The 24452-nt window shown below is 70.7% G+C and carries 21 protein-coding genes; 12 read left to right on the forward strand and 9 right to left on the reverse strand.

Annotated elements, in window-relative coordinates; genetic code table 11:
* Window positions 1-28 precede the first annotated feature (28 nt).
* The 5 genes from K8612_RS10200 to K8612_RS10220 all read right to left on the reverse strand — a co-directional run bounded on the left by K8612_RS10200 (window position 29) and on the right by K8612_RS10220 (window position 5252).
* Entirely contained in the window at window positions 29-1465 is a 1437-nt protein-coding gene (locus tag K8612_RS10200; protein ID WP_223762310.1) for a serine/threonine-protein kinase, read from the reverse strand.
* 103 nt (window positions 1466-1568) lie between these two features.
* On the reverse strand, window positions 1569-1871 hold the full coding sequence (locus K8612_RS10205; RefSeq protein WP_223741057.1) for a hypothetical protein: 303 nt from the start codon (window positions 1869-1871) through the stop codon (window positions 1569-1571).
* 95 nt (window positions 1872-1966) lie between these two features.
* Window positions 1967-3796 (reverse strand): molecular chaperone DnaK, encoded by a 1830-nt coding sequence (gene dnaK / locus K8612_RS10210; protein ID WP_223741056.1) that lies wholly within the window; start codon window positions 3794-3796, stop codon window positions 1967-1969.
* A 2-nt stretch (window positions 3797-3798) separates the two neighbouring features.
* A complete protein-coding gene (gene grpE / locus K8612_RS10215; RefSeq protein ID WP_223762144.1) occupies window positions 3799-4638 on the reverse strand; it encodes a nucleotide exchange factor GrpE in 840 nt (279 codons plus the stop codon).
* Between the two features lie 101 nt (window positions 4639-4739).
* On the reverse strand, window positions 4740-5252 hold the full coding sequence (locus K8612_RS10220) for a transcriptional regulator (RefSeq protein ID WP_223762145.1): 513 nt from the start codon (window positions 5250-5252) through the stop codon (window positions 4740-4742).
* A gap of 243 nt (window positions 5253-5495) precedes the next feature.
* Here K8612_RS10220 and K8612_RS10225 point away from each other — a divergent pair, with 243 nt between their 5' ends.
* Both K8612_RS10225 and K8612_RS10230 read left to right on the forward strand, forming a co-directional pair.
* A complete protein-coding gene (locus K8612_RS10225; protein WP_223762146.1) occupies window positions 5496-7841 on the forward strand; it encodes a lamin tail domain-containing protein in 2346 nt (781 codons plus the stop codon).
* Window positions 7842-7957: 116 nt separating this feature from the next.
* Entirely contained in the window at window positions 7958-8527 is a 570-nt protein-coding gene (locus K8612_RS10230; RefSeq protein ID WP_223762147.1) for a head protein, read from the forward strand.
* A gap of 3 nt (window positions 8528-8530) precedes the next feature.
* Here the strand turns inward: K8612_RS10230 and K8612_RS10235 are convergent, their stop codons facing one another.
* The gene (locus K8612_RS10235; protein ID WP_223762148.1) at window positions 8531-9187 is read right to left on the reverse strand and encodes an outer membrane beta-barrel protein; all 657 of its coding nucleotides are present in this window, start codon (window positions 9185-9187) and stop codon (window positions 8531-8533) included.
* 206 nt (window positions 9188-9393) lie between these two features.
* Between K8612_RS10235 and K8612_RS10240 the strand changes: the two genes are divergently transcribed.
* From K8612_RS10240 to K8612_RS10255, 4 genes are all read left to right on the forward strand, one after another.
* The gene (locus K8612_RS10240; RefSeq protein ID WP_223762149.1) at window positions 9394-10083 is read left to right on the forward strand and encodes a hypothetical protein; all 690 of its coding nucleotides are present in this window, start codon (window positions 9394-9396) and stop codon (window positions 10081-10083) included.
* Between the two features lie 138 nt (window positions 10084-10221).
* The gene (locus K8612_RS10245) at window positions 10222-11145 is read left to right on the forward strand and encodes a DUF2381 family protein (protein ID WP_223762150.1); all 924 of its coding nucleotides are present in this window, start codon (window positions 10222-10224) and stop codon (window positions 11143-11145) included.
* Window positions 11142-13058 (forward strand): serine/threonine-protein kinase, encoded by a 1917-nt coding sequence (locus K8612_RS10250; RefSeq protein ID WP_223762151.1) that lies wholly within the window; start codon window positions 11142-11144, stop codon window positions 13056-13058. The genes K8612_RS10245 and K8612_RS10250 overlap by 4 nt, the downstream gene beginning before the upstream one ends.
* 30 nt (window positions 13059-13088) lie before the next feature.
* Window positions 13089-13355, forward strand: a complete 267-nt coding sequence (locus K8612_RS10255; RefSeq protein ID WP_223762152.1) for a hypothetical protein — start codon at window positions 13089-13091, stop codon at window positions 13353-13355.
* Window positions 13356-13370: 15 nt separating this feature from the next.
* On the opposite strand, the gene K8612_RS10260 is transcribed toward K8612_RS10255, so the two are convergent.
* Window positions 13371-14939, reverse strand: coding sequence for a hypothetical protein (locus tag K8612_RS10260; RefSeq protein ID WP_223741046.1), 1569 nt, complete (start codon window positions 14937-14939; stop codon window positions 13371-13373).
* 343 nt (window positions 14940-15282) lie between these two features.
* Between K8612_RS10260 and K8612_RS10265 the strand changes: the two genes are divergently transcribed.
* The 6 genes from K8612_RS10265 to K8612_RS10290 all read left to right on the forward strand — a co-directional run bounded on the left by K8612_RS10265 (window position 15283) and on the right by K8612_RS10290 (window position 22515).
* Window positions 15283-15981, forward strand: a complete 699-nt coding sequence (locus K8612_RS10265; protein ID WP_223762153.1) for a sigma-70 family RNA polymerase sigma factor — start codon at window positions 15283-15285, stop codon at window positions 15979-15981.
* Complete coding sequence (locus K8612_RS10270; protein ID WP_223741044.1) at window positions 15978-16778, forward strand: hypothetical protein; 801 nt, start codon at window positions 15978-15980, stop codon at window positions 16776-16778. Before K8612_RS10265 ends, K8612_RS10270 begins: the two co-directional genes overlap by 4 nt.
* A complete protein-coding gene (locus K8612_RS10275) occupies window positions 16775-18505 on the forward strand; it encodes a caspase family protein (protein WP_223741043.1) in 1731 nt (576 codons plus the stop codon). Before K8612_RS10270 ends, K8612_RS10275 begins: the two co-directional genes overlap by 4 nt.
* Before the next feature lie 93 nt (window positions 18506-18598).
* Window positions 18599-19876 (forward strand): hypothetical protein, encoded by a 1278-nt coding sequence (locus K8612_RS10280; protein WP_223762154.1) that lies wholly within the window; start codon window positions 18599-18601, stop codon window positions 19874-19876.
* A gap of 61 nt (window positions 19877-19937) precedes the next feature.
* Window positions 19938-21638: a DUF6311 domain-containing protein gene (locus tag K8612_RS10285; protein ID WP_223762155.1), complete on the forward strand. Its 1701-nt coding sequence runs from the start codon at window positions 19938-19940 to the stop codon at window positions 21636-21638.
* Between the two features lie 109 nt (window positions 21639-21747).
* Window positions 21748-22515 (forward strand): VOC family protein, encoded by a 768-nt coding sequence (locus tag K8612_RS10290; RefSeq protein WP_223762156.1) that lies wholly within the window; start codon window positions 21748-21750, stop codon window positions 22513-22515.
* Between the two features lie 3 nt (window positions 22516-22518).
* Here K8612_RS10290 and larC read toward each other — a convergent pair whose 3' ends face one another.
* Entirely contained in the window at window positions 22519-23685 is a 1167-nt protein-coding gene (gene larC, locus K8612_RS10295) for a nickel pincer cofactor biosynthesis protein LarC (RefSeq protein WP_223741039.1), read from the reverse strand.
* A 6-nt stretch (window positions 23686-23691) separates the two neighbouring features.
* Complete coding sequence (gene larB / locus K8612_RS10300) at window positions 23692-24444, reverse strand: nickel pincer cofactor biosynthesis protein LarB (protein ID WP_223741038.1); 753 nt, start codon at window positions 24442-24444, stop codon at window positions 23692-23694.
* Between the last annotated feature and the right edge of the window lie 8 nt (window positions 24445-24452).

Below are 24452 nucleotides of genomic sequence, written 5' to 3' on the forward strand. Positions count from 1 at the left end.
CTTGTGCTCCGCCCCGCATGCCGCGCCTTCACGCGCGCGGCGTGCGGACGGGCGGCGTCGCGCGGGTGGGGGCTTCCCGCTGGCGATCCACGGCGGTCTCCAGCCGCTGCGATTCGCGCAGCCGGTCCGGGAAGAGCCGGCCCGCCAGCGCCGCCAGGGCCGTATCGCGCGCGGGAGGACACGCGGACACCAGCCGGTCCGCCATGGCGTGCGCGGAGGGGAAGCGGGCCGCGGGGTCCTTGGACAGCGCCACCGACAGCACGTTCCACAGGGGCGCGGGCACCTCCGCGGGCTTCGTCAGCTTCTCCTGGCAGATGGCCTTCATGGTGTCCAACTCGTCCTCGCGCTCGAAGGCGCGCCGCCCCGTGAGGGCCTGGTAGAGGACGAGCCCCATGGCGAACAGGTCGCTGCGCGCGTCCAGCTTCTGGCCCAGCGCCTGCTCCGGGGACATGTAGAGCGGCTTGCCCTTCACGATGCCCGGCAGCGTCACCGTGCGCTGCGCGCGCACCTTGGCCACGCCGAAGTCCAGCACCTTCACCTGGCCGTCGAAGCCCACCATCACGTTGTGGGGTGACAGGTCGCGGTGCACCAACTCCATGGGCGCGCCGTCCTCGCCCTTGAGCGAGTGCGCGGCGTGCAGCCCCAGGAGCGCCTGCGACACGATGGCGGACGCCACCGCCGGCTCCAGCGGCCCCTTGTTGGCGCGCAAGAGCCGGTCCAGGTCGATGCCGTTCACCAGCTCCATGGCCATGAAGTACGCGCCCTGCGCCTCGCCGAAGTCGTAGACGTGCACCAGGTTGGGGTGTGACAGCCGCAGGCCGATGCGCGCCTCGTCCAGGAACTGCTGCACCATCTCCGGCTGCGCCGTCAGGTGGGGCAGGATGCGCTTGAGCGCCACCAGCCGCCCCAACCCCTCCGGCCCGCGCGTGCGCGCGATGAGCACCTGCGCCATGCCGCCCGTGCCCAGGGGTTTCACGACCTCATAGCGGCCAATGCGCCCGCGGTTGACGGGCGTGCCCTCCACGTCCAGTTCGTCCAGCCGCTCCAGCGGGCCCCGGCCGTCCGTCAGCGCCAGGAAGGACAGCACCGCGGAGTCCAGTTGCTCGCCAATCGCCTCCACCAGCCCCATCACCCGCTGGCCGCCGTCCGCGAAGTCCCCGTCCACCACCAGGCCCAGCCCGCCCAGGTTCAGCTTCCCCAGGGTGAGCTGCTGGCAGAAGAGCATCCGGCCTTCGCGCAAGCGCCGGGGGCCGCTCCAGTGGGCCGCCGCGAAGACGTCCACGCCCAGCTCGCCCAGGACGCGCGTCAGCACGGGCCCCCGCGTGCCCCGCAGCGACACGAAGCCCGCCTTCGCGTGCACCATGCGGGCGCACTGCGTGAGGAACACATCCAGGCCGGTGTCGAGGTCCAGCCCCCGCTCCAGGCAGTCCTCGAGGATGTCGTCGGCCATCCGGTTCACGGCCATCAGGCCGCGCAGGAAGGCCAGCTCTTCTTCCGGGGATTGGAACGCCACGCGTCCATCAATACCCGAAAACCCGGTGGGGATGCAGCGCCCAGCGGGTGGGACGTCAGACGCGCTCGCGGTCCACGCGCACCACCGGCGCCAGCCGCTCCGGCAGCTCGGGGGAGGCGCGGGTGACGGGGTGCTCCAGCATGCCGTGGCGGTCCAGCATGTGCTCCAGGTGCGCCACGCGCGCGCGCAGCCCCTCCAGCTCCACGGCGGACACCTGCCCCCGGGCCTGGGCCTCGCGCACGCGCAGCCACGTCTCCACCACGGGCTTGAGGGCGAAGCGCAGCGTGAGGCCGAGCAGCGGCACACCGACGGTCATGCCGGTGACCATGATGACCATGACGGCTTCGGTGACTTCCATGCGGGAGGCTCCGGGAAAAGAGAGGTGGACCCCGGGCCTACGAACGGGGGGACCGGGCGATTGCACACCGCCCGGCCCGCGCCCGGGGCGGGGCATCAGCCGGACTTGGCCTGGTCCGTGTAGATGGCGTCCGCGATGCGGTACGCGCTGCCCTCCAGGCGCTGGAAGGCCTCCTTCAGGGCGCCCGCGTCGGAGGTGTTGAGCACGGCGCGCAGGCGCTCCAGGTCCGCCTGGATTTCGCCGCGGTCCTTCTCCGACAGGAGGTTGGCGTACTCCTCCAGGCTCTTCTCCGTGGTGTAGATGAGCCCGTCCGCGTTGTTGCGCAGCTCCGCCAGCTCCTTCTTCTTCTTGTCGTCCGCGGAGTGCGACTGGGCGTCGTTGATCATCGCCTGGATTTCGGCCTCGGACAGGCCGGAGTTGCCCACCACGCGCACCTGCTGCTGCTTGCCGGTGCCCAGGTCGCGCGCGCTCACGTGCACGATGCCGTTCGCGTCGATGTCGAAGGACACTTCAATCTGCGGCACGCCGCGCGGCGCGGGCGGGATGCCGACCAGCTCGAAGCGCGCCAGCGTCTTGTTGTCCGCCGCCATCTCGCGCTCGCCCTGGAGGACGTGCACGGACACGAGCGGCTGGTTGTCCACCGCGGTGGAGAACACCTGGCCCTTCTTGCAGGGGATGGTGGTGTTCTTGTCGATGATCTTCGTGAAGACGCCGCCCGCGGTCTCCACGCCCAGCGACAGCGGCGTGACGTCCAGCAGGAGGACGTCCTTCACCTCGCCCTTGAGCACGCCGCCCTGGATGGCGGCGCCCACGGCGACGACCTCATCCGGGTTGATGCCCTTGTGGGGCTCCTTGCCGAAGAACTCCTTCACCTTCTGCTGCACGCGCGGCATGCGCGTCATGCCGCCCACCAGGAGGACCTGGTTGATGGCCTGCGCGGTGATGCCCGCGTCCTTGAGCGCGATGCGGCACGGCTCGATGGAGCGGTCGATGAGGTCCGCGACCAGCGCCTCGAAGGTGGACCGGTCCACGGTCTCCGTGAGGTGCTTGGGGCCGGACGCGTCCGCGGTGATGAACGGGAGGTTGACCTCCGTCTCCGGGGCGCTGGACAGCTCGTGCTTGGCGCGCTCGGCGGCCTCCTTCAGGCGCTGGAGCGCCATGCGGTCCTTGCGCAGGTCCAGGCCGTTGTTCTGCTCCGCGAAGCGCTTGGCCAGGTAGTCGATGAGGCGCTGGTCGAAGTCCTCGCCGCCCAGGAACGTGTCGCCGTTGGTGCTCTTGACCTCGAACACGCCGGCGGTGAGCTCCAGGATGGAGATATCGAACGTGCCGCCGCCCAGGTCGTAGACGGCCACGCGCTCCGTGGTGGCGTCCTTCACCTTGTCCAGGCCGTACGCGAGCGCCGCGGCCGTGGGCTCGTTGATGATGCGCAGCACGTTGAGGCCGGCGATGCGGCCCGCGTCCTTGGTGGCCTGGCGCTGGCTGTCGTTGAAGTAGGCGGGGACGGTGATGACGGCCTCGGTGACGGGCTCACCCAGGTAGTCCTCCGCCGTCTGCTTCATCTTCATCAGCACGATGGCGCTGACTTCCGGCGGGCTGTAGCCCTTGCCCCGGATCTCGACCCACGCGTCGCCGTTGGGGCTGGAGGCCACCTTGAAGGAGGAGACGCCAATGGCCTTCTTCGCCTCCGGCGAGTCGAACTTGCGGCCGATGAGGCGCTTGGCCGCGAAGACCGTGTTCTCCGGGTTGGTGATGGCCTGCCGCTTGGCGATCTGCCCCACCAGGCGCTCACCGGAGTCGGTGAAGCCCACCATGGAGGGCGTGGTGCGGCTGCCTTCGCTGTTGGGGATGACCACCGGCTCGCCGCCTTCCATGACGGCGACGCAGGAGTTGGTGGTGCCCAGGTCGATTCCAATCACCTTCGCCATGACTACTGCTCCCCCCCGGAGGAACTGTCGGACGGCGCGGAAGTCTGGGGCTCCGCGCCGCTTTCTTCAGAGGCCTTCGGTGCTTCCGTTGCGGCCGCGGGCGCGGCGGCTTCCGGCGCGCGGGCGACGACGACCATGGCGGGACGCACCAGGCGTTCGTTGAGGTAGAAGCCACGCGTCACCTCGAAGAGGACGTGGCCCGCCGGGACGTCCGCGGACTCCACCTGCTGGATGGCCTCGTGCAGGCGCGGGTCGAAGGGCTGGCCCTTGGCGGAGAAGCCCTTCACGCCGTGGCGGGCAAGCGAGTCCTCGAAGGACTTGCGCGTCATGGCCACGCCCTTCTGGAAGCTGTCGAAGTCGGGGGACTTGCCCGCGGCGTCGAGCGCGCGGTCCATGTTGTCCACGACGGGGAGCAGGTCCTTGAGGAGCTTCTCCACGCCGAACTTCTGGACGTCCTCCTTCTCCTTCTGCGCGCGCTTGCGGTAGTTCTCCAGGTCCGCGGCGGAGCGGATGGCCCGGTCCTGGAAGTCCTTGGCGCGCTCGTGCGCCTCCTTCAGGCGCTCCAGCGTCTCGCGGGCCTTGGTCTGGCTGAACTCCAACTGCGCGCGCAGCGACTCCACCTCCTGGCGGAGCGCGGCCGCGTCCTCGGTGGGGGGAGCGACTTCGGGGGTGGAGGCCTCCGCTTCGGCGGCCGGGGGGGAGACGTCCAGCTCCACCTCCGTCTCCGCGCCCGCGCTGTCCGCGTCTCCGTCCATCCGACGCTCGACGCTGCGAACCGCCTCGTCGATCACGTCCTGCCCGATGTCCGTCTGGATGCTGCCCTTGTCATTGGTACCCGACACGGCGCGCACTATCTCACGCGACGGGGAGCGATCCAACAGGACCCGGGGCGGTCGCGCATGCCCGGCGTGCGGGCAGGCGCGACTTCATGGGCAGCGGAACTTCACGTCCCGGGCGCGGGCTTCTTGCGGCCTAGCGTTTTCTTGGAAGCTGGTTTCTTCGGGGCCCTGGCGCCCTTGGCGGCGGCGGGAGCGCCCGCGGTCTTCTTGCGCCCGATGGACTTGTTGCCGCCCTTGGACGCGCCGGCGCCCTTGGCGCGGGGCGGGCGGCTGGGGGCGGCCTCCTGCTGGGGGGCGGCCTTGGGAGCCCTGGCTTCGGCGGGGGGCGGAGGGGTGGAGTCGGCGCCGGAGGTGGAGCCGGGCTTGAAGGCCTCCTCCACGGAGGTCTCCACGCGGCGCACGGCGGTCTCAATCTTCTCCGCGGCGGTCTTGGTGGTGGCGGCGGCCCAGGTGCGCAGTTGCGCGAGGCCTTCCTTCACCTTGGCCTGCTTTTCCGGGTCCTTCACCTCCTTGAGGAGGCGCTCGGCCTCGCCGCGGAGGTCATCCGTGGTGCGCTTGAGGTCCTCGCCGGTGCGCTTGAGGAAGTCCATCAACTGCCTGTCCCACTTCTCGGCCATGACGTGTCTCCTCCGTCTGCTCGAACCCATCCAACTGCACGTGTGGACGGCGCGCAAAGCCTTCCGCGCTGTCCATGTAGGACGGCGGAGCGCGCCATCGATTGCCGTGTGGCAGTGCGTCAGGGGCCCCGCCGGGGTGCAAGAGGGGGGGACGCGCGACAGTCGGATGGAGGACACGTTAAGGTGCGTGCCCTCTTCCGGGAAGGCCGCGTTGGGGCGGGCCCGGTGCTGGAGCGTTCCTCTATGTCGTCCCGGTCCTTGCGAGCGCTGTCCTCGCTCGTCGTGCTCACGTCCCTGTTCGCGCTGGTGGCCTGTGGTTCCAACGAGGCGGAGTCATCCGGGCCGGTGCTGCCCCAGGTGACGCTGCCGGCGGCCACGGTGGGGACGGCCTACGAGAAGGTGCTGACGGCGACGGGGGGCGCGGCGCCGCTCACGTATTCGGTGGACCAGGTGCCGCCGGGCTTCTCCTTCTATGGAGACAGCGGGCGGCTGGTGGGCCCCGCGACGACGGCCGGCGAGTGGTCGCTGACGGTGGGGGTGCGCGACGCGAAGGGCCTGCAGCACGCGCGGGGCTACGCGTTGCGCGTGTGGCCGGCGCCGGTCATCACCACGACGTCGCCGCTGCCCGACGCGAAGGAGGGCAGCGCCTACACCTTCACCTTCACCGCCACGGGCGGGGCGCCGCCGCTGACCTGGTCCCGGGTGGGCGGCGCGATTCCGGACGGTCTGGAGCTGACGGAGGACGGGGTGCTGACGGGCACGCCGTTTGGCCCGGCGCTGTATGAGTTCACGGCGCGGGTGGAGGACGCCAACGGCGCCCACGCGGAGGCGGTCCTCCGGCTGCCCCTGACCACGTCGACCGGCGAGCTGCCCGACGGCGGCCCGGTGACGGACGGCGGGACGAAGACGGATGGCGGCACGGATGGCGGCACGAAGACGGATGGCGGGACGCAGCCGACGGCGGTGCCGCTGAAGGTGGGCAACTGGAACATTGAATGGTTCGGCTCCACGGCCGAGGGCCCCACGGACGAGGCGCTGCAGTTGACCAACGCGACGGCGGTCATCGCGGACGCGGGGCCGGACGTGCTGGGCGTGGCGGAGATCGTCGGCGTGGACGCGTTCAACTCGTTGAAGGCGGGGCTCAACGGCTACAGCGGCCTGCTCGCGGGTGATGGCTGGTACGGCTCCACGGCCCAGAAGGTGGGCCTGCTCTACAAGACGAGCACGGTGGAGCTGGTGAGCGCGAACGTCGTGCTGACGGATTGCGCGCCGGACTTCGCCTACCGGCCGCCCTTGCGCGTGGACCTGAAGGTGCTCCGGGGCTCCTCGCCGGTGGACCTGACGGTGATGGTGCTGCACATGAAGGCGTACGCGGACTCGGATTCGTACCTGCGGCGCAAGGGCGCGGCGGTGTGCCTCAAGGACTACCTGGACACGAACCTGCCGACGCAGAACGTGATGGTGCTGGGTGACTGGAACGACGACGTGGACGCGTCCATCTACACGCCCTACGAGTCGCCGTACCTGAACCTGGTGAACGATGCCGCACGCTACAAGTTCCTCACCCAGCCGCTGTCGGAGTCCGGGGAGCGCTCGACGGTGAGCAACAGCCAGTTCATCGACCATCAACTGGTGACGAACGAGCTGGCGGCGTACCACGTGGCGGACTCCACGAAGGTGCTCAAGCCGAGCATCGTCAGCTACAAGAGCACCACGTCGGACCACTACCCCATCTTCAGCGACTTCAACTTCGGCTCGGCCGCGCAACCGGGCAGCGTGCGGGTCACGGCGCCCAATGGCGGCGAGACGCTGCAGGCGGGCACGTCGTTCAACATCACCTGGACGTCCAGCAACGTGTCGCAGGTGAACATCACGTACACGCTGGACGGGACGGTGTGGCGCTCGGTGGCGTCGAACGTGACGGCGTCCGCTGGCCGCTACGCGTGGACGGTGCCGAGCGAGTCCTCCACCTCCGCGAAGGTGCGCGTGGCGGACGCGGCGCGCGCGGACGTGGCGGACGCGAGCGACGGGGTGTTCACGCTGACGCGGCCGGTGCCGCAGGTGTTCATCAACGAGTACCTGCCGCAGCCCAACCCGCCGGCCTCGGGTGGGACGACTCCGGACTACGACCAGCAGTTCGTGGAGCTCTACAACGCGGGTCCGGGGTCGGTGGATCTGAGCGGCTGGAAGATCCACGACGCGAAGTCGTATACGGGCGCGGAGGCGGCGCGGCACACGTTCGCGTCGGGCACGGTGCTGCCGGCGGGCAAGGCGTACGTGGTGTACTCGGGGCTGTCCGCGGTGCCGGCGGGGGCGCAGTACGCGACGTACGCGAACAACAACGGCTACGGGCTGCGGTTCGACCGGGGCACGAACCAGTGGAACGGCACGTCCTACGGAGCGGGTGACGTCGTGTACCTGGTGCGCCCGGACGGGACGGTGCAGGACAGCCACTCGTACCAGAGCACCAGCGTGCCGGTGACGTCGGGCCGGTCGTTCAACCGGTCCCCGGACCTGAGCGCCACGGGGACCTGGAACCTGGACTCCGCCCCGACCCCGGGCACCAAGGCGAACGGCTCCGCGTTCTGAAGCGCTTCACGGTGACATGACTTGTTCGTCGTCGTCTCAGCGGGCGCGGGGCTCATCCTGCTCGCACCCGCGTTGCTTCTCACGACGCCATCCGTGTCACCGGCGCAGAGCGCACCATGATGCACTTGTTCGACCAGATGGAGATACTCGGGCGGGTCCTGCTCGACGACGCTCCGAAGACTCCTGGAAGTGAGGAGGCCATCCGCACCGCCGCGGCTGCCCTCCAATTCATCGACGCGACGGGGCAGGTTGCTGATTTCGAGGACTACGTCCGGAACCTCGAAGCCTACGCGCCGCCGCTTGCCATTGCCCGGTTCGACACCCGGCAGGATGCCGATGCCTGGCTGATGGCCCAGAAACGTCCACCGGTGTTTGCCTCCATCCTGGTGGCGGATGAGTACTACTCGGTCTTCTTCAATCCCACGAGCGGGTGGAGGGCCCTGGGCCGTCAGCCTCGCCTTGAGTTCTATCTCCAGGAGATGGCGGATGAGCGGCGCCCACCTTCGGGCCTGTCCTTCGCCACGAAGGCAGAGGCGGAGGCGTGGATGAACCAGCAGCCCACGCCTCCCCAGCAGGTGATCATCGACATCGCGGGGGCGCCGTATCTGGCCGCCTACCACCACCGCATCGACTACCGCGTCCTCTACCCCCTGCCCGCGCCCACGCCTCCGTCACAGGAGACGTGAGGACTACAGCCGGAACTGCACGCGCACGCCCGGCTGGATCCAGACGTGGAGCTGCTTCGCGTCGTCGGACAGGTCGTTGCTGACTTCGGCCGAACCGCCAAGCCGGACCGTTCCCTCGCGGTACTGCCCCACGGACGCGGAGATGTAGGGCCCCACCGCGATGGAGCGGGTGAGCTGGAGGTCCACGCCGAAGTGGGCGTGCCCCAGGTCATAGCCCTCCAGCTTCAGATAGGAGTTCGCGGCGCCCTCCCCCACTTCCACCTTCCCGATTTCGTAGCCCACGCCCACGCCCACCCACGGCGAGAAGAAGCCGTCCGGACGGAAGTGGTAGTCCAGGTCGATGCCGAAGCGCAGGACCGTGCTCCTGCAGTTCACCCCGTCCTCGCACTGGTCGCCCGGTCCGGACCCGATGCCGTACTGGAAGTAGGCGCCCAGCGAGAGCTGCCGGTTGAAGAAGTAGGAGAGGTCCACCTGCGGCGCCACCGTGCTGCCAAAGGTGTCCTTCAGCGCGCTCTCCGCGAACGCGTCACCCACGGGAATGCCAATGGCGCCGCGCGCGCCCAGCGCGAGCCCGGAGCTCTTGGGCTCCTGGGCCGCCGCCGGCAGTGCGCCCAGACAAAAGGTCAGAACCAGCGATGCGATGAAGCGTCGTGAAGTCATGTCGTCCAGGGAGAAGAGGCCGTCATCCGACGGCGTTGGGTGTTGGCGGCACGCACTGCAAGCCCACGGCCAGGATTCGCAGGATGCGGGCGCCAGGGCTTCGCACGTCTCGGGGTGTTGGGACAGCGCCGAAGCGCGACAGGAATGTCAGTCTTTCGTTTCAGGTCATGGCAGGTTCACGCCGTGCCAGAGTCCTGGAGCAAGCCATGTCCTCCCCGCTGACCGAAGACTCCGACATCGTCCGCTGGCTGCGCGCCGAGCGCGAGACCCGCGGGCTGGCCCGCATCGAGCTGTCCGCTTCGTTGAAGCATCGAGGGGAGCTGCTGGATGACACGTTGCTCTTCACGGCGCCGGACGGAGCGCTGACGTTCGGTTCATTGCCGGAAGCGCCACGGGCCCAGGTCCAGGCGCTGATGCAGCGGCATCACGCGTCCGCGCCCGGGCTGGGGGACGTCTCGCTGTCCATCGTCTGTGACGCGCACGCGGCGCCGCGCCTCCAGATGACGGACGCGGCCACGCGGGAGCATGAGGCGAAGGAGCAGGCCCGCGCGGAGGCCCGCTTCGATTCGCGCAAGTACGGACGCGCGCTGGCGCAGCGGGTGGCGGAGCTGCTGGACGCGGGAGCGGACCTGTCCATCACGGTCGACCCGCGCGAGGGCGTGTCCCGCGCGCTGTGGCGGTCCGGGGATGGCACGTACGCGCAGGGCCACCGGTACCTCCAGGGCGACTCCAGGCCGAAGCGGACCTTCGCGTCGCGGGAGGAGTTCAGCCGCTGGCTGGCGGAACAGAGCGACGAGTCCCTGGCGAAGGAGGACTTCCCGGACGACCCTCGCAGGTGGGGAGTGGCGACGTTCAACCGCGAGTTCTTCGCGCGGAAGACGGGCCGGCGTTCTTAGGTAGGCCTTCCTCTCAAAGACGCTTGAGGTAGGCTGGTTTTCCTTGTCCAGCCGCCGCATCCAGAGCCTATCCAGGCCCGTGCATCCCCGTGCGTGTCACCCCTATCTGTTAGGTTTGAAGGATGGAGGTGACCCGTGATGTCGCTGTCCACTTCGACCATTCCCCTGGTGCTGACGGTCCTGCTGGGCGCCACGGCGGCGGCTCAGTCCCGCACTCCCGTGCCCCGGGAGCGCAAGGCCCGGCAGCTCACGCTGCGTGCGGAGGAGCCTCCGGTGCTGCATCCGCTGCATGTCGCGGCCCATGAAGTGACCACCGTCACCTTCGATGCGCCCATCGTTCCGGAGTCCGTGGACCGGAGCGTACTCGCGCCCTTCTTCTCCCGCGTGGCAGTGCATGAGGACGTGCTCGTCCTGAAAGCGTCCATGGATGTCCCCTCTGGCAAGGAGCCCGTGCTCACCGTGCGCTTCGCCGGGCCCGGCGCTCCGGCCCAGGTGGGCTTCGTGCTCACGACCGTGGCGGCGGAGGTGGATTCACAGGTGGAGGTGTTCCGGCAGGGGCGCACCGCGCAGGACCTCGGGAAGGAGCTCGCGGACCTGCGGGCCCGGTGCGCGGTCACTGAGCCGGGGCTCGCGATGCTGCGGGCACAGTGCGCGCGCAGTGGGCTGGGCGGCGCGGTGTTGATGGGGGATGTCACCCCTGGCGGCGTCGCGGTGGCTTACCTCCGGGAGCCGTCCGTGAGCCCGGGGATGCTCGCCAAACGCCCTCATGTGCTCTACCGCACGGAAAGCACCCGTGCCCTGTCGACGTTGCTGATCAACCCCGTGGGGAGCGCCCCCTGGATACCGGGGGTCGCGCGGATGACACCACGCGGGTCCAATGCACCGCCGGCCCGTGAGTTCCCCCTGCTCATGCAGGTGAATCAGCTGGCGCCTGGGGAGCAGGCCACCGTGGTGGTGGAATGGCGCGCGCTTCCGGACCTGCCTGCTGGCACGCACTACACCTTGGAGTTGCTGGACTCGAAGGGTAAACGCGGCGTCCGCTGGGAAGAGGTGGCGCCATGAGCCCGCACGAGGCACCGCCCGGCGAACAGCATCATGCCTCCACCCAGCCCGGCAAGAAGGCCCACGGCCCTGCCCGACCTTCCTTGCTGCTGATGGTGGATGCGCTTCCACCGGGGACCCTTATCGGTCCCTGGCGCGTCCTCCGTCGGGTGGCATCAGGCGGGTACGGCACGGTCTACGTCGTTCAGGCGAACCACCGGCCTCGCGGCAGGCGGTACGCCCTGAAGCTGGCGCGACAGCCCGACAGCCCCTGGTTCTCACGCGAAGCGGAGGTGCTGTCCCGCCTGCGGCATTTGGGGGTGCCTCGCCTCATGGAGGCCGGGGCATGGCGGTCAGGGTCCGGAAACTACCCTTTCCTGGTGATGGAGCACGTGGAGGGTGAGTCGCTCTATGAATGGGCCCGCGCTCGCAACCCCACGGCCCACGAGGTGAGCGCATTGTTCATCCAGGCCGCGGAGGTCCTGGCCTTCGCGCACCAGCACGGTGTCCTGCACCGCGACGTCAAAGGCGACAACCTCCACGTCCAGCCCGGTGGACGGCTCACCCTTCTGGACTGGGGAGCGGGCTGGCATCCCGAAGCGAAGCCCCTGACCGGAACGGGCCAGCTTCCTCCTGGCACGGCTCACTACTTGAGTCCCCAGCTCCACCGCTGGCGGATGGCGGCTCCGTCACAGGAGTGTCCTCGCTATGGCGAGGCGGATGAGCTGTACGCCCTGGGCGTCACCTTCCATCGATTGATGACCGACAGCTATCCGGCGCTCCCGATGGAAGGTGAAGGGCCTGGACACGCATGGCCCAACCCGCTGGTGCCGAGGGCATTGGCTTCGCTCGTCAGCCGCCTGCTCGCGTTCGCGCCCGAAGCACGGCCTCCGAGCGCCTCCGCTCTGGCCTCCGAACTGCATCAGGTCCTGGCCCATGCGGATACCACCTGGGACCTGCCCCTGTTCGACTGGGCCACACCTCCCTCGGATTCCTCACGCACGACGCAGGAGGCGCCCGGGATGGTGGGACCGGTGGCACCGGGTCAGGAGGTGCCGCTCCAGCACGCACGCCTTCAGCGTCTGGACCGGGTTCAACGCCTCCGCGAAGCACGCGAGCTGCGGCGCCGGTCTCCGCGTCATGTCGCTCGGGCGGAGGCCAAGGCCATCCTGGCCGCGAGCACGGTGCGCCGCCGACGGACGTGGCGGCCCCTGTGGCGTCAGGGTGCCGTGGGATTCGCATGCGTGCTGTTCATGGTCTGGTTGGGCTGGAGCCTGGGACTCTTTTCAAGGTCCGACATCGATGCGCCAGTTCGCCCTTCCCCGCCTCCCGTGGCGCTGGCGCTTGCGCCCGACCAAGCTGCCGCGTCCGGAGCGGCCCCTCCTTCCCCTGCGCCGCTCCCGCCGGAGAAGGACCTCATGAGCATTCCCTTGAAGCAGGACCCACCTGTCCGCGGACGTTCACTGTCACGCGGCTGCACGTTGGCTGTCGGTGCGGCGACAACCCTCATTGCCTGCGCGGGTGCACAGGTGGTGCCCAAACCCCAGCGATGCCCCACGGAGGCGCTGGAGGCGATGAAAGCGCTGAAGCTGCGGCGGGATGCGAAGGCAGCCATCACGGTCGACATCCGTTATCCCGACCGCCTGGATGCCATGCTCATGCTCTCCGTGCATGACGGCGACATCGTCAGCGTCCAGGAGGAAAAACGCGGCGGGCTTCCGAAGGGGACCCTGCTCTACGGACGACTGTGGACAGGGGGAGAACGGGTCATGGGCCGCTACACGCGAGCGGAGACGCCGGACGGCCACACCTACCCGGTCTGCTTCGTCCTGGGGAACGACGATGGCTTCTGGCCACTGGAGACGGGCTCCAAGCCCGGCGCCGCGCTCCTTCCCCGGACCGCGGGCTACACCGTGGTGGACGCGTTCCCATAAGCGTCGTGCGCCCGAGGTAAGACCCGGGGGATGAGCCACATCCTGGCGAACGAAGCGCTCCGCTCCGTCGTGCTCTACCAACCCAAGCCCACCGAAGGCTGGCGCTACGCCATCTACACCCAGGAAGGCGTCACGGATGGGAGGCTGCTCGACAGCACCCCATCCACTTCTTTCGAGGAGGCCCGGGCCCGGATGGAGCAGACGCTGGTGGAACTCTTCGGCCGCTCCTCCCCCCTGCGCTGGAAGGAGACCGCTCCGGGATGGTGGACGGGCGCAGCGCTGGACGCAGAAGCCTGAGCGGCCCACGCCGCGCTACTCCAGCAGATCCAGGATCGCCAGGGGCTCCTTGGGCTCCAGCAGGTCCAGCCGATGACGGGCCTTCACGGCCAGCTCCAGGGGCTGAACACCATGGCGGAACCATGCATGCGCGATGCGGTCGATGCCCGCGCCAATCAACGGCGCCGCCGTCCGCAGGCTGGCGCGGAGAGCCACTGCGTTCGTCTGCCCACCGTGCAGCACCAGGTTTCGCTGACGATAGAGCCGGCGGAATGCCCGCACCGCGTAGCCCTCCACGTCCTTCAACTTCTTGCGTGGGTCCTTGAGCAGTCCCTCCATCCGTGCCACCGCCGCCCGGTGGCTCCAGACAGGTCCCTCCCAGGGGAGCGACCGGGCTTGCTGGATGGCTTCCAACATTCGGGATGCGCGCTCGTGATTGCTCGTGCACTTCAGGAGTTGCTCCTGGAGGGGACTGGCGCTGCTCTTGCTTTGGAGGGATGCCAGCAATGTCAGCTCCGCCCTGGGAAACGAACACGCCACCAGGGCGGCCAACCGGTCCCCCGCAGGTGCCTTCTGGCCATCCTCGGGTGCGACCAGCAACGCTTCGATGGAGGCCCAGCCAGCGGCCACCGCGACCACGGCGGGCGCATCCAACTGACCGAGCAACTCGAAGGCCGCATCCACACGGCTGAAAGGCCCGGACGCGAAGAGCTGGTCCTGACGCTCCAGACTGCGGACCTCGACCCGCCGATGCCTGCGGAGCGGCAGCGGCTGCCGGCTGCCTTCGACATATGCGTGCTCGCCATGCCGCATCTGATGGCCTGTTCCAATGAGGAGCCGCGCGGCCAACTTCTCGACTGTCTCCGAAGCCTGTTCCGCGGCGGAGAAGGCATCGCGGGCATGAACCGTCAGCAACCAGCCTCCGCCTTGCCGGACGTGGGTGGCGTCGAACCCATTCGCGATGAGCCACTTCGAGACCAAGGGCGCGTCACACCATTCTCGAGGCAGAGGCCCCTGGAGCCCCAGCGCGCTGCGCACGGTCAAGAGGACCTGGAAGCGAGAGGGCGGCGTCCGGGCCAGGGCATGCGCTTCCTCCAGCAGCTCCGATAGACGATAGACCTGCGTGGAATGGACGAGTCGGTACGTCAGCCAGCGATGAAGGAAGTCGGGGCTGAACCCCGCATCCAGCAGATGGGAGGCGACGGCGCGGGCCACCCGCTCTGGCTTCACCGGGATGCCCAGCGCGAGCTGTTCCGCCCAGCGGGACAGATATGACGCATCAATCTCCTCGGTGAGACGGTGCACCGCGGGCAGCTCCCCCGAGCGGGGCCTCAACGGCGAGCCGAGCAGCCGCTGCAGCAGGCTCCGGGACTGCGGTGAGATGCCTTCATCGGGCCCCAGCGCTCGGGATAATTCGTTCGCCAGCCACTCGACCGCCTTGTCGGAGAGCACGCCCGCCGGGACGGCTTCCACCGCCTCCAACAGCTCACGGAGGCTGAGCACCGTTCCCACCTCCCAGAGCCCTCGGAACCAGGCGGTCCAAGCCTCGAAGAACTCCAGGAGACGTGCCGCCACCCGCTGTGAGCTGTCCTTGCTTTCGAGCACCGAGCGCCTTACTTTTCGAGCAGGTCACTGGACCGCTCTCTCTACGGAGGCCGTCCCCACCCGGGAGCTGTTCATCCGCGTGGGTTTCGGCCTCCAATTTTTTCCGCGGGCAGGGTGACGGCTTCCGCCTCCCCTGCTTCCGCGAACCTCCCCCTGGCTCGATGCAGGATTCGCACCCACAGCCTCCGGCGCCGGAGACCCTCCCCAATTCGCAACCATCTCCGGGCCCGGCTCAATAAAACGCGCGCCGTGCGTGTGGGGACGACCCGGATTTCGGGGTCATTTCGTATCTCATTTCCAGAAGGGGCCCGGCCGGGCGCCTCCATGACACGGAGCATTCCGCGTGCTGCCTGGAACCGAGCGGTCAGTCTTGGAGGCCTTCCGCCGGGGTGACACCGCCGTGCTCACCCAGGTCTACCGCGCCTATTCGCCAGAAGTGCTGCGCTACCTGTCCCGGCGCTTCGCCGTCCACTCGGAGACCGGCACGCGCTCCGTCGCGCTCACGCCCCTGGACCTGGACGCCGCGCACCAGGAGACCTTCGTGCGGGCCTTCCGCCCCCACATGCGCCAGGCCTATGACGGCGTGCGCCCCTACCTGGGCTTCCTGCTCACCGTCGCCCGCTCCACCGCCATCGACCTCATGCGCGCCTCCGGCCGCGTGGCCCGGGAGGCCATCCCCCTGGATGACGCCCCGGAGCTCACCCACGCCCCCACCGAGGGCAAGAGCCCGGAGGAAGAGGCCCTGGGCGCCGAGGTCCGCTCCATCGTGCGCCGCTTCCTGGAGGCCCTGCCCGCCGAAGGGCGCGCCCTGGCCCAGCTTCGCTTCATGGACGGCCTGTCCCAGGAGTCCGCCGCCGACCAGCTCCAGCTCACCCGCGGCGAGGTGCGGGTGCGCGAACGCCGCCTGCGGTTGCAGTTCACCGAACACCTGAAGGACTCGGGCTGGCTGGACAGCGATGTCTTGCCGGGACGCCTGCAGTGGGGCGCCCTGCTCGCCACCCTGGCCCTGCTGTGCGCCATCCCATTCGGGAGCCTCCCATGAAGTGGTACGAGCGACATGTGGACGCGGGACTGACGCGCTGGTCCCTGGGGGAGCTGTCCACCCCCGAATCCTCGCGGCTCCTGCGCCACGCCCACGCCTGCGCCCGCTGCGGCGCCCGCTACGACAAGTGGGCCCGCGCCCACCGCGTCTTCGAATCCGGCCAGACGGACACCCCCACCGCCACGGAGCTGGAGACACTCACCGCCGCGGGGCTCGAAGCCGCCCTCACCGCCGCCTCGCCCCCGGACGCCGCCCCCGCCCGGTGGCCCACCCTCGCGGTGCTCGGCGCCACGCTCGCGGCCCTGTTCCTCGCGGTGGTGGTGACGCCCTCGTCCGTCGCGCCCACCGCCGCCACCGAACCCACCGAGCCCGAGTTCAGCGTCCGGGGCGCCAGCCATGACCCGGTCGCGCCCCCCGCGCCGGTGGCCCAGGCCGTCCTGCGCGTCTTCTGCGCGAAGCCCGGCCAGGCCCTGCGCGAGCTGCGCGCCGGGGCCGCGTGCACCCCGGGCGCCACGCTGGCCTTCGCGGCCGGTGCCCGCCCGCCCTACACCCACGTCGCGGTGCGCGTGCGCGCCGGCGGCCGCGAGGAGGTCAACGGCCCCTTCCTGCTCAGCGGCAAGGCCGGCGAGGAGCGCCCCCTGGAGCTGACGGTCGCGCTGCCCGCGGGCGCCGATATGGCGGAGGTCACCGCGACGTTCTCCGCGCACCCGGACGCCACCCTGGCGGCCCTCCGTCAGGGCACGGCGGAGGGGGTGGTGGTGCTCAGGCAGGAGGTCCGGGTAAAGGAATCTCCATGAAGAAGCTGGAAGTCCTCCTGGGGGTGGCGCTGCTGGCGGCGGCGCCGGAGGCGGTCGCGGACACCGTGCGGCGCGCGCTGGTCATTGCCCACAACGGCAGTGACGACCCCGCGCTCGCGCCGCTGCGCTACGCGGACGACGACGGCGTGCTGTGGGCGGAGACGCTCAAGCGGCTGGGCGTGGAGACCACGCTGCTCGTGGACCCGGACGAGCCCACGCGCAAGAGCGGCAGCCTGGCGCTGAAGTCCGCGCAGCCGCCCACGCGCGCCGCGGTGGAGCAGGCCGTGAAGCGGCTGCAGGCGGCGGCGCTCGCGGACCACGCGGCGGGACGCCAGACGGACGTGCTCATCGTCTACGTGGGTCACGGCAACACGGACGACGCGGGCCGCGCCTACTTCACGCTCGCCGACGCGCGCCTGGACCGCGGCAGCCTCTATTCGGAGCTCGTGGATCCGCTGGGTGCGGACTACGTGCACGTCATCGCGGATGCGTGCCGCGCCTCCGGCGTGGTGGGCAGCCGAGGCGGGACGCCGGACGCGGCGGTGCTGGCGGAGCTGCGCGGCGTGCTCGCGCGCGAGCAACTGGCGTCGCGCCCCCACGTGGGCGCCCTCTTCGCGGAGAGCGAGGATGGCGAGACGCACGAGTGGTCCCGCATCCGTGCGGGCGTCTTCAGCCACGTGGCCCGCTCCGGCCTGCTGGGCGGCGCGGACATCAACGGCGACGGCCAGGTGGAGTACAGCGAGCTGGCCGCGTTCGTGGCCGCGTCCCTGCACGGCGTGAAGGGCATGCCCGCGCGCCTGTCCGTCAACGCCTTCGCGCCCACGGCCGAGCCCCGCCGCCCGCTGGTGGGCCCCGCGCCCGAAGGGCCCCGGGTCACCTTCCCCGCCGGCTTCGAGTACGCGCGCCTCTCCGTGGAGGACGCGGACGGCCAGCGGCTGGTGGACGTGCGGCGCTCGAAGGAGCAGTGGACGCAGATCCTGCTGCCGCTGCGCGACGTGTACTGGGTGCGCGCGCCGGACGCGGAGGCGCGCATCACGCTGGCGCAGGTGTCCTCGGGCACGCCGAAGCTGCGCCCGCGCGAGCTCCAGGAAAGAGGTCCCGCGGAGGAGGCGCTCCGCCGGGGCCTGTTCGCCGTTCCGCTGGACCGGTCGTTCTACGACGAATACGTCGCCGCCGTGGGGCTGGTGCCGGTGGACTTCGGCGACCCCTTCCAGCCGTCCGTCATCGGCGGGGCGCGCTCGCCGCTGGCCGTGGCGGCGCCGTCCGACTGGACGTCGCGGTTGGAGCTGGGCCTGGGCGCGGGGCGCTCGCCGCTGGGGCTGGCGAAGTTCGCCGCCGGGCCCAGCCTGTCGTGGCGCACGCCGTCCTCCGTGGACCTGCTCTACTACGGCGTGCGCGGGGCGTATGGCGTCACGCCGCTCGCGTCCCGGGACGGCATCCGCCTGCACCGCTTCACGGTGGAGGGGCTGGTGGGGCTGGAGCGCCCCGCGAACACGCCGCTGTTCGCGGAGGTGGGCCTGGGCTGGGGGCTGCTGGGCCTCACGGCGCCGGGCTTCCGCCAGGCGGACCCGGCGATGCTCACCGGCCACGTGGCCGCGGGCGTGATGGGGCGGCTCGCGGGCATGCCGCTGCGGCTCTCGGCCCGGGTGGGCATGGATCGCGTCACCGCCAACGGCCACACCGGCATGGACAAGCAGTACGGCCTGGAGATTTCCCTGAGGCGCTAGCGGACGCGGGCCGTTGGGCCCGACCGTGTCCGTGCGTGGGTGCGCCGCTGTCCGCGCCCACCGCGCCAACCTCGAGCCCTGACGGTCCCTCCCGTGTCCCGTTCATTCCTCGTGTACACCGCGCTGTCGAGCGCCGCCGTGGCCACCGCCCTGCTGGCCGGCTGCGACCCCATCTGCACGAACGGGGTCTCCAGTCCCGGGCAGGGACAGGTGACCCGGAACGCCGCCGGCACCTGCGTGCAGTTGGTGGTCACCCACCCCGACGCCGGCGCGGAGGGCGACCCGGACGGGGGCACGGATGGTGGGGTGTGCGGCGCCGGGCCGGGCTGGACGACGCAGGTGGTGGACGAGGGCATCGACGCCCTCACCGCCACGTTCGTCTTCGACGCGCAGGGCGTGGGCCACTACGCCTATTCGAAGAACTCCAACCTCCACATCGGCACCACCCGGCCGGGCGACGTGCCGACGCGGGTGTGGAACGTGTGGACCGCCTACGACGTGAACATGGTGGTGGCCGCGGACGGGACGCACCGCGTGCTGTACCAGCAGGGAGAGCAGGTCGGCTACGCGACCGACGCCAGCGGGACCTGGACCTTCCACATCCTGGTCCGGGGCTGGGCGAGGGCCATCGCGCTCGATTCGCAGGGCCGGGCCCACGTGCTCATCGCCAAACCCTCCCTGGACGGCTACCTGCTTGGCACCGTGGCCGCCAACGGCACCTGGAGCCTGCCGCCGGTGGAGTCGCTCGGTGCCGCGGGCGACCGCGAGCGGCTGGTCGTGGATGCCAATGGCCACGGCCACCTCGTGTTCGCGCGTGGGTTCGGCACGAAGAGCCAGGTCTTCTACGCGAGCAATGCGTCGGGCACCTGGCTCCCCGAGCCGCTGGACTGGATGATTCCCTTGAACTCGCCGCGCCTTCGCATCGCGTTGGAGGTGGACTCCACGGGGCGGCCCTCCCTGCTGGCCTCCGACGACCAGGAGGCCCGGCTGTGGGTGAAGGAGGACAGCGGCTGGCGGTCCTACGCGCTGGGCGCCTTCCGCAGCCGGGGCCCCGCGCTGTCGAGGAGCGCCTCCGTCCCGGGCCTCCGCCACGCGCTGCTGGACGACGCGGCCATCAACGCGGATGTGACGGGGGGCACCAGCCAGTTGCTCGTGCAGGCGCTGGACGGCACGTCCCCCGCCGGCGCGACACCGCCGCTCGTCCTGGAGACACTGGACGGCGGGAACGCGTTCCCCGGTCACTCCTCGGTCCACGTGGACGACCAGGACCAGGTGCAGGTGGGCTTCTCCTACGTGCACTATTACTTCCCGCCGGACGGCGGCGCGCTGCAGACGACGCGCGGCCTGCGCTACGCGCGCTACTGCCCGTGAACTCCACGGGGGCAGCGCGCGGTTGCGGGGCACGGAAGCGGGCGCCTACAGTCGCCGCGCCTTGAGCCAGTCCGTCCTTCCCCCGAGTCCCCCGCCCTCCCCGTCCACCTCCCACCGGGCCCTCGTCGTGGCGCGAGCGCTGGCGGTGCTCGGCGGGCTGGGCTGGTTCCTGTGGCTGGGCGGCGGGCCGGTGCTGCCGCCCACGCGCATCGACTGGATGATGCGCGAGGACTGGGCCGCGCACATCTTCGGCTGGCTCTTCTTCCGCAACGCGGACTGGACGCTGCCCCTGGGCGCGGCGCCCAACCACTTCTACCCGTACGGCTCGTCGGTGGCGCTCACGGACGGCAACCCGTGGGTGGCGCTGCTCTTCAAGCCCCTCTCGCCGCTGTTGCCCGTGGACTTCCAGTACACCGGGCCGTGGCTGGCCCTGTGCTACGCGCTGATGGGGTACTTCGGCGCGCGGCTGGTGGAGACGGTGTCCCCGCGTCCGGTGCCCATGGCGCTGGGCGGCACGCTGCTGGCGCTGTCGCCGGTGATGGCGGCGCGCTTCGGCCACCCCACGCTGTGCGCGCACTGGCTGCTGCTGGCCCTGCTGTGGCTCAACCTGCGGGACATCCCGGACGCGCGCGCCGCGACGCGGAGCCTGGGCCTGGCGGCCCTCTTCAACGCCATCGCGTCCGGCACCCATCCGTACTGGGTGGCCATGTTGATGCCGCTGACGCTGGCGCTCGGGGTGCGGCTCGCCTGGAGCCGGAAGCTGGGCCCCGCGCGCGTCGCGGCGCTGTGCGCGGGCATCGCGGCGCTGGACGTGGGGCTGTTCGCCCTCTTCGGCTACTTCGGCGGCGGCGGGCTGGGCGCGGAGGGCTTCGGGGACTTCTCCGCGGACCTGGCCACGCTGGTGAACCCCATGGGCTGGGCGCGCCTGTTGCCGGACCTGCCCGCCGCGCCCCGGCAGGGCGAGGGCTTCGGCTACCTGGGCGCGGGGGCGCTGCTGCTCGGCGCCGTGGCGTGCGTGAGCCTGTTCGCGCGCATGCGGGAGGCGCGCGCGCTGGACTGGCGCCGGGTGCTGCCCGCGGCGGCGGTGGTGCTGCTCATGGCCTTCTACGCGCTGTCCTCGCGCGTGACGTGGCTGGGCCAGCCGGTGGCGGACCTGGGCGCGCTGTACGCGCCGCTGACGAAGGCGACGAACGCGTTCCGCGCGTCCGGCCGCTTCGTCTGGCCGCTGCACTACCTGCTCGTCGTTGGCGCGGTGCTGGGGGTGGTGCGCCTGTGGCGCGGCGTGCCCGTCGTGGCCGTGGCCGCGCTGGCGGTGGCGGTGGCGCTCCAGGCGTACGACGTGCGCGAGGACAAGAGCGCCCTCTTCAAGCCCGTGCGCTTCCACCGCCTGAAGTCCCCGGAGTGGGACGCGCTGAAGGGCTCCTACCAGCACCTGGCCCTCTTCCCGCCGCAGGTGCAGTGGGTGTGCCGCTACGACGAGCCGCTGGTGAACGCGCTGGCGTATCAGGCGTACCGGCTGAAGCTGACGTTCAACAGCGGCTACGCGTCGCGCACGCCGGAGGCGCTGGCCGCGGAGTGCCGCGCGCCCCTGCCTTCGGGCGGCCTGGACGCGAAGACCGCGTACGTGGTGCTGCCGCCGCACGTGCGGCCCTTCCTCGACGCGGGCGCGCGCTGCGGGCTCGTGGAGGACCTGCCGGTGTGCGTGGTGGGGAGCAACACGGATGCGTTCGCGCAGGGGCTCGCGCGTCAGCCCCGCCGCTGACGCGGAGCACCACTGAAAATCCTTTCAGTCCGCCGCGAATCCGCTGTTACCTTCCAGGTAGCCCCGGTGTCCCACCGGGCGCACTGCGAGGGGAGCGACGATGCCTGCGATGACGAAGCACGCTGCGGGGACGGTGTCCTGGGTGGACCTGTCGGCCTGGGACCTGGAGAAGGCCCTGGACTTCTACGGTGCGCTGTTCGGCTGGACGTTCGACCCCACGTCCCAGCAGAACGGCTACTACACGATGGCCCGCAAGAACGGCCAGCTCGTGGCGGCGATGATGCCGCGCCCCAAGGACGCGCCGCCCCCGCCGGCGTGGAACACCTACTTCGCCGTGGAGAGCGTGGACCGCTCCGTCGCCCGCCTGAAGGAGCTGGGCGGCAAGGTGATGTTGGAGCCCATGGACGTCATGGAGGCGGGGCGCATGGCCTTCTGCGCGGACAACACCGGCGCGGCGTTCGGCTTCTGGCAGCCGAACCTGTTCCCCGGCGCGGCCCTGGTGAACGAGCCCGGCGCCGTGGCCTGGTTCGAGGCCAAGACGCGCGACGGCGCCAAGGCCGTCGCCTTCTACAAGGACCTCTTCGGCATGACGGCGGACAAGATGCCGGATGACCGGATGCACTACTGGGTGCTGAAGCAGGGCGGCACCGAGGCGGCCGGCGTGATGCAGCTCGACGACAAGACGCCCGCCGAGGTGGGGCCCCACTGGATGATCACCTTCGCCGTGGCCAACACCGACGAGGCCGCCGCCACCGTCACCGCCAGGGGCGGCAAGGTGCTCATGCGGCCGTTCGACTCACCCTACGGCCGCATCGCCATCGTGGCCGACCCCGGCGGCGCGTCCTTCGGCGTCATCACCCTGGCGCGGCCGGCCTAGGCGTCACGGCGTGAGGGCCGCCATCGCGGCGGCCATCACCTGCTTCACCGGCACGCCCGCGGCCCGGGCCAGCCGGACGCAGTCGTCGAACTCCGGGTGCGCGTTGAGCACCCGGCCGTCCCTGAGGCCGCGCTTCACGCGGACCCGGCCCCAGGGCGTCTCCACCTCCACGAAGTCGCGCGCCAGCGCGTGGCGCTCCACCCGGTGGTAGCGCACGCCCAGCGACGTGGACTCCGTCAGCAGCGCGTCCACCACCGCCTCGCGCAGGCCGCCCTCCACCAGCGCGCCCAACAGGTGCGCCGGCCGGCCCTTCTTCATCACCACCGGGGACACCCACGCGTCCTTCGCGCCCACCTCCAACAGCCGCTCCACCAGGTGCGCCAGGAGCTGCGGCGTGGCGTCATCCAGGTTCGCCTCCACCACCCACAGCCCTTCGGTGGCCTGCGTCTCCACGCGGCCCAGCGACGCGCGCAGCACGTTGGGCCGGTCGCGGAAGTCCTTCGTCCCCACGCCGTAGCCCACCTTCTCCACGATGAAGTCCGGCGGGTGGCCAATCCGCGTCAGCACCTTGAGCAGCGCCGCGCCCGTGGGCGTCGTCAGCTCGCCCACGCCCTCGAAGCGCACGGGCACGTCGCGCAGCAGCTCCAGCGTCGCGGGCACGGGGATGGGCATCTGGCCGTGCGCCACGCGGATGGTGCCGCTGCCCAGGGGCGGCGGCGCGGCGTGCACCTCCGGGTCGCCCAGCAGCTCCAGCACCACGGCGGCGCCGCAGATGTCCACGATGGAGTCCACCGCGCCCACTTCATGGAAGTGGATGGCGTCGATGGACACGCCGTGCACCTTCGCCTCCGCCTCGCCGATGGCGCGGAACACCGCCAGGGCCCGCGCCTTCGCGCGCTCCGGCAGCGTGGGCGCGGCCTCAATCAACTGGCGGATGTCCGCGTAGGCGCGGTGCGGGTGCGCCTCCTTCGCGTCCAGCACCACGTCCAGGTGCGTGCCGCTGATGGCGTGGCGCACCGCTCGCGACACCGCCAGCTTCCAGCCCGGCACGTTGAGGCCGGACAGCGCCTGCGCGAGCGCGTCCGGGGACACGCCCAGGTCGATGCCCGCCGCCAGGAACATGTCCCCGGCGATGCCGCCCACCGGCTCCAGGTAGAGGATGCGCCGCATGACCTGTCAGCTCCGTCCCTTGGTGCGGGAGATGAGCGCCGCGTAGAAGCCGCCGCCGAACCCGTTGTCGATGTTCATCGTGGCCACGTTGGAGGCGCACGAGTTCACCATGGAGAGCAGCGCGGAGATGCCCCCGAGGTTCGCGCCGTAGCCCACCGACGTGGGCACCGCCACCACCGGGATGCCCACCAGGCCCCCCAGCGCGGACGCGAGCGCGCCCTCCATGCCCGCCACCGCCACGGCGACGTGGCACTCCTGAATCTCCTCACGCCGGCGCAAGAGCCGGTGGATGCCCGCCACGCCCACGTCGTAGACGCGCCGCACGTCCGCGCCCATGGCCTGCGCGGTGAGCGCGGCCTCCTCCGCCACCGGGAGGTCGCTGGTGCCGCCCGTCACGATGGCCACGCGGCCCGCCTTCACCTTGCGCTGGGGCAGGTGGAAGATGCGCGCCACCGGGTGGTACTGGCCCTTGGGGAAGCGGGCCACCAGGGCCTCCGCCTTCTCCGGCTGCAGCCGCGTCACCAGCACCGTCTGCTTGCGCTCCACCAGCGCGCCCACGATGCCCAGGATCTGCTCCGCCGTCTTGGGCTCTCCCAGCACCACCTCCGGGAAGCCGAACCGCAGGTTGCGGTGCGTGTCCACCGTCGCGTAGCCCAGCTCCGCGTACGGCAGGTCCTTCAGCTTGCCCACCGCGTCGTCCAGGCTGACCTTGCCCGTCTTCACCTGGCCCAGCAGGGCCCTGAGCGCCTTCTCGTCCATGGGCGAGC

The organism is Corallococcus sp. AS-1-6 (assembly GCF_020037015.1).
Taxonomy (GTDB): Bacteria; Myxococcota; Myxococcia; order Myxococcales; family Myxococcaceae; genus Corallococcus.